We start from the raw sequence: 13,207 nt of genomic DNA, 5'->3' as shown, positions 1-13,207 counted from the left end.
TGTTTCAGTTGACATTATCCTATCCCTTGTACGAGCGGATGTCAATGGCATCTGAAGCCATACGAAGCATGGTTTTCAAGCATTTCAGTTCACGTCTTTTGTCTCCAGCCGAACCATGGACAGGGAAGCGATCCAAAGGCCGATAGCGCCCAGAGTTAATGGAATCACAATAATGGAATTGATGGAAACACTCGGTCCATTCACGCCTGAACACACGACGAGGACCAGGAAAATGGATGACACCATGGTTGCCGTGACCGAGTGCTTTCGCATGCCGAAAAACAGCGGGATCAATGCCATCGCAGCAGCAGACAGCGAACTAATCGTATACTTGATCAGCAATTGAAGTGCTTGATCACCCGTCAGTTCATCCGCAATAAAGGGATAAAAGTGATCTGTTGTCAGCAGGATTGCTCCCATTAGCAAGTTGGTAAACATAATCATGAAAAAGGTAAAGGCAAACACGATAATCAGCTTGGCTCCAATAATTTTGTGACGTTTAATTGGATAGGTGAACATCACATTCATCGTTTTGTTGCTATATTCGCTAATAATCAGCTTCGATAACAAAGCGCCTCCAAAAATAATAAAGGTCGCACGGGCAATTGTATCAATCAACATAAAGGAGAGAGGATACGTGGTGAAGGCATAATCTTCTGCTCCCCAGTCCACCACACCAATCATGATCAGAAACAACAGAATCCCCACATTGGCGATAGCTGCATATCCGAAATTACGAGCAAACCGGTGTTTTCGCATTTCGAGAAAAATAAGTTTAAGCAACGTCCCCATCCCCCTTCACCAGGTTTAGAAAGTGTTCCTCCAGCGAATGGGACCGCTTGATAATCGACTCAATCTCAACACCATGCTGAACCAGAATGCCTGTTAATTGGGATGGAGATACACCTGGGTCATAAATGCGAACTGTACGATCATCAACCAATTTATAATTTTTCAACTCAAGCTGATGCTCAATAACATAAGTCGCCTTGCGGCCATCCATCACCTGCAGCTCGATATATTCGCTCTGAGTTCCACGAATACTCTCCATGGACACTTCCTCGACCAGACGACCGCCACGAATTACCCCTACCGTATCGGCAATTTGCTCAATCTCACCCAGGATATGACTGGAGATCAGGAGAGTAATTCTGTATTCCGTACTGAGGCGTTTGAACAGATCGCGCATTTCTTTAATTCCAACCGGATCAAGCCCGTTGATGGGTTCATCCAGAATGAGGAACTCCGGTGTTGTAATCAGTGCACGTGCAATACCCAGCCTTTGCTTCATTCCCAGAGAGAAGTCCCGTACCGGTTTCTTGCCGGTATCCTTCAGACCTACACTCTCCATCATATCGACGATAACCTTCTTGTTATGAAACCCCATATATTCGCAGTGAAGCTCCAAGTTATCCCTGGCGGACAGTTTATCGTAGAAAAAAGGATATTCAATAATGCTACCTATCCGCTTAAGCACTTCATAAGAGTCAGGGGTAAGTTTCTCCCCGAACATTTCAATCTCCCCAACGGTGGGCTTAACCAGATTGGTCAACATTTTCATTATTGTCGTTTTCCCTGCGCCGTTCGGCCCTAAAAATCCGTATATTTCACCTTGCTTGATATTCATATTGACGTTGGATACGACCTCCGTGCCTGCATAGGTTTTGGTCACACCAATCGTGCGTGCAATATATGTCATCGTTTCCTGTTCTCCTTTACGATCCCTGACGGGTTCTTATATCTGTATTGTAAAGAGAAAAGTCTGCTTTTTTATTAATCAAATCTTACAAAAAACTTAAGTTCCTCACAAAAAGGCAACTAACGAGATTTTAGAGAGATTCTAAATGAAGTTCGCTCATAAGGTACACTGCGCAGATCAATGCGTCCTCCCATCCGCTCGACAAGCCGCTTCGTGATGGTGAGGCCAAGCCCGCTTCCGTGATAGAGACGGTTACGGGAATCCTCCAGCGTATACATGCGTTCAAAAACACGGTCTTGTTCTTTTTCCGGAATGCCTTTACCCTTATCCCAGATTTGCAGCAAGACCTCTCCATGATTCGTTTGTTCAAGCAGCAGGCCCAATACCTTACCGTCCGCCCCATACTGCATTGCATTCGTAATCAGATTATCCAGTACCCGGTCGAGTGCATCCTCATTGCCGGTCACGAAGAGATCACTCTCAGGAATGGACAGTTCCACCTGCAGACCCTGATTCGTTAACATTTCATAAAAGGAGAGCATCTTCACCCGGCACAATTCACTAAGATTTATTCGAGTCAATGCAAGCTCCGTATCCCCTGACTCCAATTTCGCCAGATCAAAGAAGGAATGGATCAGACGCAGCACCTCCTGCGCTTTGTCCTGAATCTTGCTGATCATACCTTCCCGTTCCTGATCGGTTAATGAAGAGCCATGGAGCAGCGTTTCACTATAACCCATCACTACCGTGAGAGGGGTTTTCAAATCGTGGGAGATGTTGGAGAGCATATTGCGGATCTCCTTCTCCTGATTGGCATAACGGGCACCCGTTCGGTGTGCGTAATCCAGCAGTTCGTTGATATCCCCCAGCAGGCGGCGAATCTGTGTATCGCTGCTAAAGACCAGCAAACGCTCATATGTCCCCTCTTCCAGAATGCCTCCGAGCTTCTGATGAATATATGCCAATTGCCGGCTGCGCTTATTCAGCCTCACAGCAAGTAAAATGACAACCATGAGGAGAGCAACGGTTAAGATGGCCAATAGAATGATCACTTGGGCTCCACCTCCAGCTTATAACCGATCCCCCACAACGTTTTGATATACTGCGGTTTTGATGGATCTGTCTCGATCTTTTCGCGCAGCCTCCGCATGTGTACGTTAATGATATTTTCGTCCCCATAATACGGATCGTTCCAGACAGATGCGTAAATCTGTGCCTTTGTAAACACTCTGCCAGGATGCGTAACAAACAACTTTAGAATGCCAAATTCCTTGGATGTCAGTCTTACAGGGATGCCTTCCCGCTCCACTTCATAGGTCTCCATATCCACCACCAGCCCGCCAATTTCGATCCGTTGATCCTTGGCTGTTGCCGAGGTAACCTGTGGTACCGTATAGTTGGCGCGGCGAATTGCCGCCTTGATTCGTGCGGTCAATTCGATGAGGGAGAACGGCTTGCTCAAATAGTCGTCTGCACCGAAACCAAGCCCCAGTGCCTTGTCCACTTCCCCATCCTTTGCAGATAAAATTAAGACGGGGATAAGACTGGCAGCTCTGATGGTCTGCAGCACGTCCATGCCGCTTCGGTGCGGCAGCATGAGGTCCAGAATGACCAGATCAAACGCAGGCTCCGCTTGTTGAAACTTGTGCTCTGCCTCTAATCCGTCATATGCGTACGTGACGCTGTAGCCCTCTTTCTCCAGATATGGTCCAACCATCTCACTAATTGAACGATCGTCTTCCACAAGCAGCAAACGGTGACTCGACACGTGATTTCCCCCAACTTCTTTGTTTTTCTATTATTACCTCACAGTTCACCTGAATTGGCAATGCGGAAGCGCCACTTCTTCGAACATCACTTAAAATATAAAATAGGTACAAAAAAGGCAGGGAAGCCACCTATATTCAAGGTGACCCCTACCTTTTCGATCATTAATCCATCTATGTTGTCTCGCTTCGTATCCAGCAGAGACCAATCGTACCCGCGCCTGCATGAATGCCTACCACAGGGATAAAAGGCATGATTTCCGTCTTCAACCGGGGAAGCAGATCAGCAATTTGTTGCTTGATCGTGATGGCTTCTTCCTGATTATCGGCATGCATGATACACACATGTTTTACTTTCTCCATGTCTACCTTTAGCACCTCTAACATGCGCTGTTTGGCTCGTTTGAAGGTACGAATCTTCTCGTTCACGACGACCTTGCCCTCTTCAAATCGCAAGAGCAGGTGAATTTTCAACAATTGGCTGAGTACTAGCTGTGTGCCTGAGACGCGCCCACTGCGGTGAAGATGCTGCAGACAGGCCGGAATGAGGTAAAAGGACATGTTGTCCATCATCTGTTCGATGTGAAGCTTGATTTCAGCTACCGTACATCCCTGTTTCTGCATTTCCACGCCTTGCAAAATCATCTCCCGCAGCGGGTAGGCTCCCGCTCTGGAATCAATTGCCGTTATCGATACTCCAGCAATCTCTGCCGCCTGCATTGAAGTATGCAGCGTTCCGCTAAGTGCAGTTGAGCAGTGAATGGTAATAATCTCATCATACTGACCTTTTAGCGATTCATATAGTTCGATAAACTCACCTATAGGCGGCTGAGAGCTGCTTGCCCTTGCTGCCTCTGCAAGCTTCTCATAGAACTGTTCGGATGAGATTTCCTCGGTTTCCCGATAGCATTCCTCTCCAAATACAACGCGCAACGGTACAATGTAAACGTGATTTTGCTCTGCAAACAGCGGATCGAGTGTGCTGGTACTGTCGGTAACCCATGCAATTTTTTTCATTCCAACCTTCTCTCTTGCCGGATTGTTGAAGCTGTATCCTCCATCGTCAGGCACATGCCCGGCGGATTATTTTAAATTTGAATAACACAGATTGTAAACGTTTACGTCATTACTCTTTCATTATAAAGGACCTGGTGAACCGATGTCTTGTGGCGCATTATTGAACAGCCCCGTTTCTTCCGGGATATCCCAAAAAAATGTCTTGCCTGTGAAGGAATATATTGGTATGCTGTTGTCCTTCTCTCTTTTTCGCCTTGACTGAAGTGAACGGGACCGCCGTTCAATCCACTTATCGGAGGTGTCACATGCTTTATCTCACTTTGGCTTCCAAAGCCTACGCCCGGAATCTGCAATATCGCGGGGCACACATGGTACATAACCTGGCAAGCGCCATGTTCGGTTACATGTATGCCTGCCTCTGGATCGGCATCGGGGCTGATCACTCTCTCGGGGAATACGGGACACAGGGGATGGTCAGTTACATTGCGTTTACGCAATCCTCTCTCTGGATCTCGGGTTTTCTAACCAATGGACTCGGAATTCCTCTTACAGTCAGGACAGGGCAGATCGCGCTGGATCTGATGAGGCCGGTGCATCTGTTTACTCACCTTATGGCACGCGAATGGGGACAGATTGCCTACCAGTTCGTGTACAAGAGCATTCCAATCTACCTGCTATTCTCTATCGTTTTTTCCCTGCAATGGCCTACGGAGGTCTCAGCCCTGTTATTTGCAGCGCTAAGTCTTGCCGGCGCATCCTACTTATCCATCTGCATGAATTACATCATTGGGGTTACTGCCATCTGGACGACCGAATCATCCTGGCTACACTGGGGCAATCATGCCATGATGAATTTGCTGGCTGGTTTCTTCATTCCACTCGAATGGCTTCCTGACTGGCTCGAACGTCTGGCCTGGTTATCACCCTATCCCTTTCTGCTCTATGTTCCTACCCGAATCTATCTCGGTTTTGAAGATGGCTCCTTGCTCTGGGGAACCTTGCTTTGGTGTGTGCTCATGACCCTGATCTGTCTGGTCATCACCCGTGTGATGCGCCGCAAAGTGGAGGTGCAGGGCGGATGAAGCGAACTTCCTGGTACCAACTATATAAAATACTGATTCGAACGAGCATCCGCAGCCGGATGCAGTACAAGTTCAATTTTATATTGGCATCCGTTCTGGCCGCACTGATTCAGATCTCCGAATTTCTCATGGTTGCGCTGGTGCTGCATCAGTTTGGTGCGATTAAGGGCTGGTCTCTGCATGAGATCGGTTATCTGTTCGCAATCATGACGTTATCCAAAACACTTTACCGTACCTTCGGCAATGAGGTTCATCATCTGGAGAAATATTTAGTCGGCGGCGAACTGGATCAACTGTTAACGAGGCCTATGCCCGTATTACTTGCCCTGCTGCCGCAAAATTTCCGCATCATGGTCGGCGAAGTGCTTCAGGGAGGATTTATTCTCTGCTGGTCTCTGGCAGGCATGATGCACAGCGGGCAGATCGGCTGGACAGTCATCCCTCTCTCTCTGCTGATTATTCTGACTGGAGCCATCATCCTCTTCTCCATTGGACTGGCTACAGCGACGCTGGGATTCTGGACCACACGCATTGAGGAACTGCAGACAATCACAGAAGATGCAGCCCGTACGGCTGCCCAATATCCACTAACGTTATATCCCAAGTGGATGTCCGGCATTCTGCTGACGGTCATTCCGGTTGGATTCGTCAACTACATCCCCTCCCTGTATCTACTGCGGGGTCAAGGCGGAGCTTGGGTGCTTGCCGCGATTGCGGCTGTAGCTGCTTTGTGTCTGGCTGCCAGTCTGCGCTTCTGGAAATACGGTATCACCAAATATCAAAGTACGGGAAGCTAAGGAGGGATCTTACCATGAACATGATTACAGCGAGGCAGCTGCAAAAAGAATTCAAAACGCCTGTCGTTCGGGAGGGCCGGTTCTCCGGACTTCGGACGTTATTTTCACGCGAATACGTGTCCAAAGAGGCTGTACGTGACATCAGTTTTGACATTCCACAAGGGGAGTTCGTTGGATACATCGGGCCGAATGGTGCCGGCAAGTCGACCACTATTAAAATGTTGACGGGCATCCTCCACCCGACCTCGGGGGAAGTCCTGCTAGCTGGGATGAACCCGCATCAGGAAAGGCTGCAAACGGTAAGGCGACTGGGGGTAGTATTTGGTCAACGCAGCCAGCTCTGGTGGGATCTGCCCGTGAAGGATTCGTATGATATTCTGGCTGAAATGTATGGTGTACCTGCTGAACTCAAAAGGAAACGGTTGGCCCAGTTCGCTGAACTGCTGGACCTTGAATCCTTCTGGGCCACGCCTGTCCGTAAACTCTCACTTGGACAGCGGATGCGTGCAGATCTCGCAGCTTCCATGCTGCATGATCCGGAACTGCTTTTTCTCGATGAACCCACCATTGGACTGGATGTGAACGCCAAACGGAACATACGCCAGTTTTTGCGGACTTTAAATGAAGAGTTTGGCAAAACGATTTTGCTGACGACGCATGATATGGATGATATCGAGCAGTTATGCAGCCGGGTGATGGTTATCAATCACGGCCAGCTTACATATGACGGTACGATCTCCTCTCTGCGGGATACAATCGGTCTGCCCACGATTATCCGGGTGACTTACCGAGGGGAGTTTCATATTCCGGATGCCATACCTCCTGCCATACAGATTACAGGTGTGGACGAACTGGTCGTTACTGTTCAAGTGAACCGGAAAGAATGGACTACGATGAATATTCTGAAGCTGCTGGAGCAATGGGGCGAGATTATCGATGTGGAGATGCAGGAACCGGATTTCGAAGATATTATCCACCAGGTATACTGATTGGCCCAATTTGGACAGATCTGGATGAGGGCCTGTTCGGACGCCGTTACATGCAAGAAGGACATGACGTACTGTAGTAACGGAGGTGATGTTCATGCTTGTCACTAAACATGTACTGGCAGCGTCCAGCACATACTCTACTCCCTACTACTTGGTGCGTGGTGCAGCGTCTGGCCCCGTAATGGTTGTCACTTCCGGCGTTCATGGAAACGAAACCGCAAGCATGGCTGCTGCGCAAAAACTCGCCGACGATTGCGCAGCAGGACGACTATCCATTCAGCGCGGTCTTCTCATTATTATTCCACGAGTGAACCAGAAGGCTTATGACAAAAAAATTAGGGGCAATCCCGATCTGAACAGAACATTTCCCCGCCGATTATCTGCCAAAGCGAAGCATCCTCTTGCTTCTGCCGTCTTTCGTCTGGCACGTGAACATGGGCCAGACTGGTGGATCGACCTGCACGAGGCTAACGGATTGTCCCAGCTCAGCTCCCGTGTATTGGGGCAAACCCTGATCACCAATCCCGGAAGCCGTGCCGTTCCGGCATGCAGAAGAATTATTGAACGCATGAATCGTTCCATCGCCATTCGTGATCGGCATTTCAACCTGAAGCAGCATGAGCTTCCCGGATCTGCCCGGACAGCTGCCGCCAGAGTGCTCCAGGCCCGTTCCGTTACCGTTGAAACCTGCTGGAGCCTGAAGCGATCCGTACGGATCAAGTACCAGACGAGAATAGTACACCACTTTTTGCGGGAAGCAGGGTTTATATGAAATAAGTAACCTCCCAATTCCATCGTGATGTGGAAGGGAGGTTATGATATTACTCTTCTTTATGGTTACGGAAGGATTGAATGTAGTTATGGATATCCTTTTCCGATGTCATGAGCAGGGCTTCAAGGAACGTTTGCATACGCTGCAGATTCGTGATGTGACTCTCAATGTCTGTGATTCGGTCACGTACCGGGATTTTCAGCTGCTCACTTTCCATATCCTCCTGGCTAAGCAGCTGCAAGTTTTCCTGGATCTCTTTTAGCGAATATCCCAGTGCCTGTGCATCCTGAATAAATTTGATTTAGACCAGATAATCCTCTGTATATATTCGATATCCGTTAGATGCCCGGCGGGGAGCAGGCAGTATGCCACTGTTCTCGTAATAACGGATGGCTGCCATGCTTATTCCTGTTCGTTTCGCCAATTCGCCTCTCGTCATGGTACCCATAAAGCCTGTCCCACCTTTCCTCTTACTGTTGTTTCATCTGTTTATGACCTATGCTTGTATATTGGGTATCGTACGCTGCCTCCGGGAAGCGGTCTGATGGTCCTTCCAACAGCACCTGCTGCTCTCCTTTGAGATAGCGGTCGAAGAATGCCAGCGTATACGATCTCGTGATATCCACATTATGCTCGGGCGTCATCCCCCTGGCAAACATTCGGGGCGAGATCAACGAGATATCGGTGAAGCTCTGGTGGAAAAAACCATCCACAGTCAGGTAATAGGTATCATTCAAGCTATGTGTCATGACATAATCCAAATCCGGTTCAAATTCCGGATAAAACACGTTGTCTTTTTCGGTGGCGTCCGGTGCAAAACTTTTGGCTGTCTCACCTGACATGATATACATAAACGGTTGTTTTAGAGTAACCTTGGACACTTCACCCCAGAAACCGCCTTCCAGACTAAGCCCTGCGCTAAACCGTTCATCCTGAGCCAGAGCCTCCGCTGTGGTTGCCCCGCCGTAAGAGTGACCAAAAATGCCTACACGATCCAGATCCAGCTTGCCTTCGAGCAGCCCGTTCGGATCATGACTATTCCATAATGTAAGTGTATCCAGCACAAAGCTTTCATCTGCAGCACGAATGCCTACACCTTTGACATTATACTGGTACAGTTCCTCTGACGTCCCGAATTCAGGATTTTCTTCATACGCCACGACATGTCCGTCCGGAAACGTAACTTGTGCTGATGTGTACGGATGGTCTAGCCCCACAACAATGTACCCATGGCTAACCAGTTCTTCAATAGCGGTCATACTTTGAAAACGGGCAGAACGAACCCCTGGCGAGAACAGCAGCACAGGATAACTGCTCTCTGCGGCCGATACCTTTGCACCTGTGACCACATGTGTGGGAATCGTGTCCAGATAGCTAAACACCTGTGGTGGAATACCGAACACGAGGCTGATGGCTTCACCCAGCTCTGCGGGATAATGCTCCAGCGGAAGTCCCTTGGCAGCTTCGTGATCCACTGGATACCAGACATTGATCATAAGTTCTCGCTTGTCTCCTGGCTCAGGCGAATTCGCCTCTTCGCGGGATTCATCCACGAGCTGCTGTTGGAATGTACCTATGGCATACGGGCCGGTTGGCTCAGGCATTGTAAAAGCCGGAAGTAACCAGGTCAGTGCCACTGAACCTGCACTAAGTACCAATACCATGATAGAAGCCAGCGTGGCTTTGATCCATGATCTGTGATTCTCTCGTCGAACAACGATCATAACCAAAAGAACCAGGACCAGAAGATATGTAGGCAGCATTTGCACTCGAAATTGCTCTATTACACCGTGCAGCGCAGTAAACAACACCAAAGCAGATATCATAGCCATCCTCATCCCCCGCCTCGGGCGAACCAGCATCAATATGGCGACCACAACCGTTACAAGTACTAAAATCCATTCCAATATTCTCATCGTTTAACCTCCAACATCTCTGTAATAGAACAAGGATAAACCTTGAAGCATACTTCAAGGTCAAGGTTAAACTTTTTGATCATATCATAACGGGGCTGATCTGATTTCTTCCAGCTCGGGAACGTGCTGGAGATCTTACACGCAAGCGGTATTTAGAATATTTAAGCAGAACATATCAGTAGTCATGAAGCAGCTAATAACAGTCAACATTAGAAAACCCGTCATACGCGGTACAGCAGCCCTGATTGGCTTGTACCTCGTCTGGCGGGTTTTCATGTTCAACTGAGCATTCCTTTTTAATTGCCTGAAGCGCTCTCTACAGTTACCTTGGTTCTTGGCATCGCATGCATGGCTCCAGCGGTTACATGGACCTGTACGACATATACGCCCGTTTCCTCGAACGCATAGTTGGCCTCGTAAATTCCATCCCCTGTGGATTGGGCCGTAATCGCTCCCTGAGCTTCAAGATCCTCAGGATTCATTCCTTGATCTACAGCAGGTGCTGCTGGTTCATCTTTTTCATTCCATACCTGAAATTGCACATGGTCTGCATCATCCACGGGCTGACCTCCCTGCGTCAGTTTAATCTGCAGGGTAACATCATCCTGGATGGACACCTTATCCGGTACCATGAGCTGCACCTTAATCATCTCCAGCGTATCCGTACTCTGGGATTGCTCATCGTTGGAGCAGCCCACAGTCGTAAGGAGCAGAATGATAATTAACGGCATGAACCAACGGACTTGTCCACTCATCCATCATCTGTCCTTTCTTATAAAGAAGATTTTGGTGTTTTGCCAATTCCCCACAACATTACAATAATGATGATAAACGCAATCAGGGCCAGCAATGGAATCGTGATGAAACCAAACCAGTTCAAATAGTCGGTATAGCAAGGAATCTGCCCACAAGCGACGGAGTTGCCAGTAGCCGAATAGATTCGCTGAATCGTAACGTGGTATAACGAGATTCCACCGCCGATGAAACTAAGCGGAAGCACATATTTGGTGATCCCTACATCATCCTTGAAGTAGGCGATCCCAAGCACTATGGTCAGTGGATACATAAAAATACGCTGGAACCAGCATAGATCACAAGGGATATATCCCTTAATCTCACTGAAATATAAACTTCCTCCCGTCGCGATGACGGATACGGCCCAAGCAATAAACAGCCGGGTATCCACGTGTCTCGCCGGTCGCTCAGGTTTTGATGATGCACTCATTCATCTGGCCTCCTCTGCATTTTGAAATATCATAATACCTCATTCATGACGCAAGGGCTATTCAAGCCGTTATGTAGGGTGTTACATGATGATCATTATACCAAATATTTGAATAAATTGGTGAAACACAAAAGAGCTGCCTTGCGGGCAGCCCTCCTGCTTCTTTCTGGTTATTCGTTGGTCGACTTCCTACGATTACATCGATTTGGTCAATGTGATGGAACCATCCTTTTGAGCCCATTTTACGTCCCAGTTCAGAAGTTCAGAAATGAAACGCAGTGGTACTTGGGTACGTCCGTCTTTGTTAACAAACACTGTGGAGCCTACGTTCTTCTTCATACCGTTCACTTCCATGACTTTGTTGTTCACCCAGAATACGAGGGTATCATCACCAGCCATAACCGTAACTTCCTGGGCTTTTTTGTCCCATTTCACCGTTGCACCAATTCCTTCACTCAGGAAGCGAAGTGGAATGTACGTCGTGTTTTTCCAGAGCACCGGAGTAGTGTCCATGTTGGTCGTTTTATCGTTAATTTTCAGCATTTTGCTGTTCAGCTTCATCCAAACAGTGGTCATATCCGGAGCTGGCGTTGGTGTTGGGGCAGGTGTCATCGGCTCCTGAAACTTGTCATTGTTCTGAGTCACGATCGCATTACCCAGGGCTTGACCTACACCAAACATCACTTTGAAACCTTCACGATTCGTTGTATACGAAGCATCATAATTGCCGGCTGCATATTGGTCGAGAACTTTCTGTACTTGCTCTTCGTGTGTAGTCAATGCTTCTTGTCCGGCTGCCTTAGGCAGATTGCCTGCTGTTGCCGAATCCAGGAATGCAGCGAATTCTGTGGTGAAACCATCAATACGCTTCTCTACCGCTGCACGAGCTGCTGCATCATTGTTTTTAACGGCTTTTACATAGTCACTCTGTGCATTAACATGATTGGTTACCCAAATTTTCTCGAAAGCGTTGGCTCCATCATTACCGTAGATCGAAGCAATGGCTGCTTTGAAATCAGCTGTGTTCCCGGCTTCAGCTGTAACCAGAGCATTCGAGGCTGCTGTGCGTCCATCGTATTCCTCTTGCATTTGCAGGGCAGACAGAGCAAAGTGCTCGGAGGCCAGGTGATTCAGAGCGGATCTCAGATCTGCTGCTTTTGTATCGGCTTTGGTGTTCTCGAACTTTTCAGGCATTTGTGTTGTAATTGCCGTGGAGAGTGCCTTACTTACGTCGAACATCTCCTTGAAACCTTCGCGGTACGCCTTGTATGCATCACTATAATCTCCGGCTACATATTCATCAAATACTTTTTGCACGAGATCTTCATGTACCTTCAGTGCTTCTTTGGCTGCCGCTTTTGGCAATTTGCCTTCCGTTGCGGTGTTCAGGAATGTGGAGAACTCATCGACAAATCCGTTGATATGATCCTGTGCTTGTTTGATGCCAGCCTGGTTGCCCACTTTAGTTGCTTTCACCAAGTCGTCGGTGTATTTGTTATGAGCGCGGAAGATGCGTTCGAACTCCTTCGCACCTGCATCACCGTACAGGGAGGCGATGGCCGGCTGCATATCCAGGGCATTTTGGTCGAGTGCTTTGTAAGCTGCATCTGCGTCTTTTGCTCCGTCATATGCTTTAGCCATAGCTGTTACTGCCAGTGCAAAATGTTCCGAAAGTAGGTGATCCAAGTTGGCTCTAAGGTCAGCGGCAGGTGTGTTCACGGAAGCCTTCATCGTAGTCATTGGCGTCTGCTGCGCGGAAGCAGCCCCTGCGATTCCCGGCATCAAGAGCGTCAAGCTTAGCATCGGTGCGATAAACTTCTTCATTTTCATTTTCATTACATATTCACTCCTCAATCTAATTTTGTATGCTTTGTTTCCTCGTCATCGTTTTCAAAGGGTGTAACGCAGGGATCTCGAATCTGGATCACCCCATAGGCAAAAAAA

Annotated in this window: 15 protein-coding genes; 4 read left to right on the top strand and 11 right to left on the bottom strand. The window is 48.2% G+C overall.

Going from position 1 to position 13,207, the window contains the following annotated elements:
- Positions 1-84 precede the first annotated feature (84 nt).
- The 5 genes from CHH60_RS25295 to CHH60_RS25275 all read right to left on the bottom strand — a co-directional run bounded on the left by CHH60_RS25295 (position 85) and on the right by CHH60_RS25275 (position 4,482).
- Positions 85-783: an ABC transporter permease gene (locus tag CHH60_RS25295; protein ID WP_176476204.1), complete on the bottom strand. Its 699-nt coding sequence runs from the start codon at positions 781-783 to the stop codon at positions 85-87.
- Positions 776-1,699, bottom strand: coding sequence for an ABC transporter ATP-binding protein (locus CHH60_RS25290; protein ID WP_095361724.1), 924 nt, complete (start codon positions 1,697-1,699; stop codon positions 776-778). The genes CHH60_RS25295 and CHH60_RS25290 overlap by 8 nt, the downstream gene beginning before the upstream one ends.
- Before the next feature lie 119 nt (positions 1,700-1,818).
- Positions 1,819-2,712 (bottom strand): sensor histidine kinase, encoded by an 894-nt coding sequence (locus CHH60_RS25285; protein WP_095361751.1) that lies wholly within the window; start codon positions 2,710-2,712, stop codon positions 1,819-1,821.
- A gap of 35 nt (positions 2,713-2,747) precedes the next feature.
- Complete coding sequence (locus CHH60_RS25280; protein WP_441339414.1) at positions 2,748-3,416, bottom strand: response regulator transcription factor; 669 nt, start codon at positions 3,414-3,416, stop codon at positions 2,748-2,750.
- A 223-nt stretch (positions 3,417-3,639) separates the two neighbouring features.
- Entirely contained in the window at positions 3,640-4,482 is an 843-nt protein-coding gene (locus CHH60_RS25275) for a DegV family protein (RefSeq protein ID WP_095361722.1), read from the bottom strand.
- Between the two features lie 305 nt (positions 4,483-4,787).
- Between CHH60_RS25275 and CHH60_RS25270 the strand changes: the two genes are divergently transcribed.
- The 4 genes from CHH60_RS25270 (at position 4,788) to CHH60_RS25255 (ending at position 8,122) form a co-directional block, all read left to right on the top strand.
- Positions 4,788-5,564 carry an ABC transporter permease gene (locus CHH60_RS25270; protein ID WP_095361721.1) on the top strand — a complete coding sequence of 259 codons (777 nt, stop codon included), beginning with the start codon at positions 4,788-4,790 and terminating at the stop codon, positions 5,562-5,564.
- A complete protein-coding gene (locus tag CHH60_RS25265; protein WP_095361720.1) occupies positions 5,561-6,361 on the top strand; it encodes an ABC transporter permease in 801 nt (266 codons plus the stop codon). The genes CHH60_RS25270 and CHH60_RS25265 overlap by 4 nt, the downstream gene beginning before the upstream one ends.
- 20 nt (positions 6,362-6,381) lie before the next feature.
- Positions 6,382-7,350, top strand: coding sequence for an ABC transporter ATP-binding protein (locus tag CHH60_RS25260; protein ID WP_095361750.1), 969 nt, complete (start codon positions 6,382-6,384; stop codon positions 7,348-7,350).
- Between the two features lie 94 nt (positions 7,351-7,444).
- Positions 7,445-8,122 (top strand): succinylglutamate desuccinylase/aspartoacylase family protein, encoded by a 678-nt coding sequence (locus tag CHH60_RS25255; RefSeq protein ID WP_095361719.1) that lies wholly within the window; start codon positions 7,445-7,447, stop codon positions 8,120-8,122.
- A gap of 49 nt (positions 8,123-8,171) precedes the next feature.
- Here the strand turns inward: CHH60_RS25255 and CHH60_RS30575 are convergent, their stop codons facing one another.
- The 6 genes from CHH60_RS30575 to CHH60_RS25230 form a co-directional block, all read right to left on the bottom strand.
- A complete protein-coding gene (locus tag CHH60_RS30575; protein ID WP_441339413.1) occupies positions 8,172-8,363 on the bottom strand; it encodes a hypothetical protein in 192 nt (63 codons plus the stop codon).
- 60 nt (positions 8,364-8,423) lie between these two features.
- Positions 8,424-8,570 (bottom strand): MerR family DNA-binding transcriptional regulator, encoded by a 147-nt coding sequence (locus CHH60_RS30570; protein WP_369680207.1) that lies wholly within the window; start codon positions 8,568-8,570, stop codon positions 8,424-8,426.
- 22 nt (positions 8,571-8,592) lie between these two features.
- Positions 8,593-10,038 (bottom strand): alpha/beta hydrolase family protein, encoded by a 1,446-nt coding sequence (locus tag CHH60_RS25245; RefSeq protein ID WP_095361718.1) that lies wholly within the window; start codon positions 10,036-10,038, stop codon positions 8,593-8,595.
- Between the two features lie 296 nt (positions 10,039-10,334).
- Positions 10,335-10,793: a FixH family protein gene (locus CHH60_RS25240; protein ID WP_095361717.1), complete on the bottom strand. Its 459-nt coding sequence runs from the start codon at positions 10,791-10,793 to the stop codon at positions 10,335-10,337.
- Positions 10,794-10,810: 17 nt separating this feature from the next.
- Positions 10,811-11,263, bottom strand: a complete 453-nt coding sequence (locus tag CHH60_RS25235) for a disulfide oxidoreductase (RefSeq protein ID WP_095361716.1) — start codon at positions 11,261-11,263, stop codon at positions 10,811-10,813.
- Between the two features lie 195 nt (positions 11,264-11,458).
- Entirely contained in the window at positions 11,459-13,093 is a 1,635-nt protein-coding gene (locus CHH60_RS25230) for a copper amine oxidase N-terminal domain-containing protein (protein WP_095361749.1), read from the bottom strand.
- Positions 13,094-13,207: the final 114 nt, after the last annotated feature.

It is taken from the genome of Paenibacillus sp. 7523-1, from assembly GCF_002276415.1.
Classification (GTDB): domain Bacteria; phylum Bacillota; class Bacilli; order Paenibacillales; family Paenibacillaceae; genus Paenibacillus; species Paenibacillus illinoisensis_A.
This window is presented reverse-complemented; position numbering and strand designations above follow the sequence as displayed.

Coding starts and splice junctions, on each gene's coding strand:
- CHH60_RS25290 (WP_095361724.1), bottom strand. CDS start 1,699: ATGACATATATTGCACGCACGATTGGTGTGACCAAAACCTATGCAGGC.
- CHH60_RS25285 (WP_095361751.1), bottom strand. CDS start 2,712: ATGGTTGTCATTTTACTTGCTGTGAGGCTGAATAAGCGCAGCCGGCAA.
- CHH60_RS25280 (WP_441339414.1), bottom strand. CDS start 3,416: ATGGTTGGACCATATCTGGAGAAAGAGGGCTACAGCGTCACGTACGCA.
- CHH60_RS25275 (WP_095361722.1), bottom strand. CDS start 4,482: ATGAAAAAAATTGCATGGGTTACCGACAGTACCAGCACACTCGATCCG.
- CHH60_RS25270 (WP_095361721.1), top strand. CDS start 4,788: ATGCTTTATCTCACTTTGGCTTCCAAAGCCTACGCCCGGAATCTGCAA.
- CHH60_RS25265 (WP_095361720.1), top strand. CDS start 5,561: ATGAAGCGAACTTCCTGGTACCAACTATATAAAATACTGATTCGAACG.
- CHH60_RS25260 (WP_095361750.1), top strand. CDS start 6,382: ATGATTACAGCGAGGCAGCTGCAAAAAGAATTCAAAACGCCTGTCGTT.
- CHH60_RS25255 (WP_095361719.1), top strand. CDS start 7,445: ATGCTTGTCACTAAACATGTACTGGCAGCGTCCAGCACATACTCTACT.
- CHH60_RS30570 (WP_369680207.1), bottom strand. CDS start 8,570: ATGGGTACCATGACGAGAGGCGAATTGGCGAAACGAACAGGAATAAGC.
- CHH60_RS25245 (WP_095361718.1), bottom strand. CDS start 10,038: ATGAGAATATTGGAATGGATTTTAGTACTTGTAACGGTTGTGGTCGCC.
- CHH60_RS25240 (WP_095361717.1), bottom strand. CDS start 10,793: ATGAGTGGACAAGTCCGTTGGTTCATGCCGTTAATTATCATTCTGCTC.
- CHH60_RS25235 (WP_095361716.1), bottom strand. CDS start 11,263: ATGAGTGCATCATCAAAACCTGAGCGACCGGCGAGACACGTGGATACC.
- CHH60_RS25230 (WP_095361749.1), bottom strand. CDS start 13,093: ATGAAAATGAAGAAGTTTATCGCACCGATGCTAAGCTTGACGCTCTTG.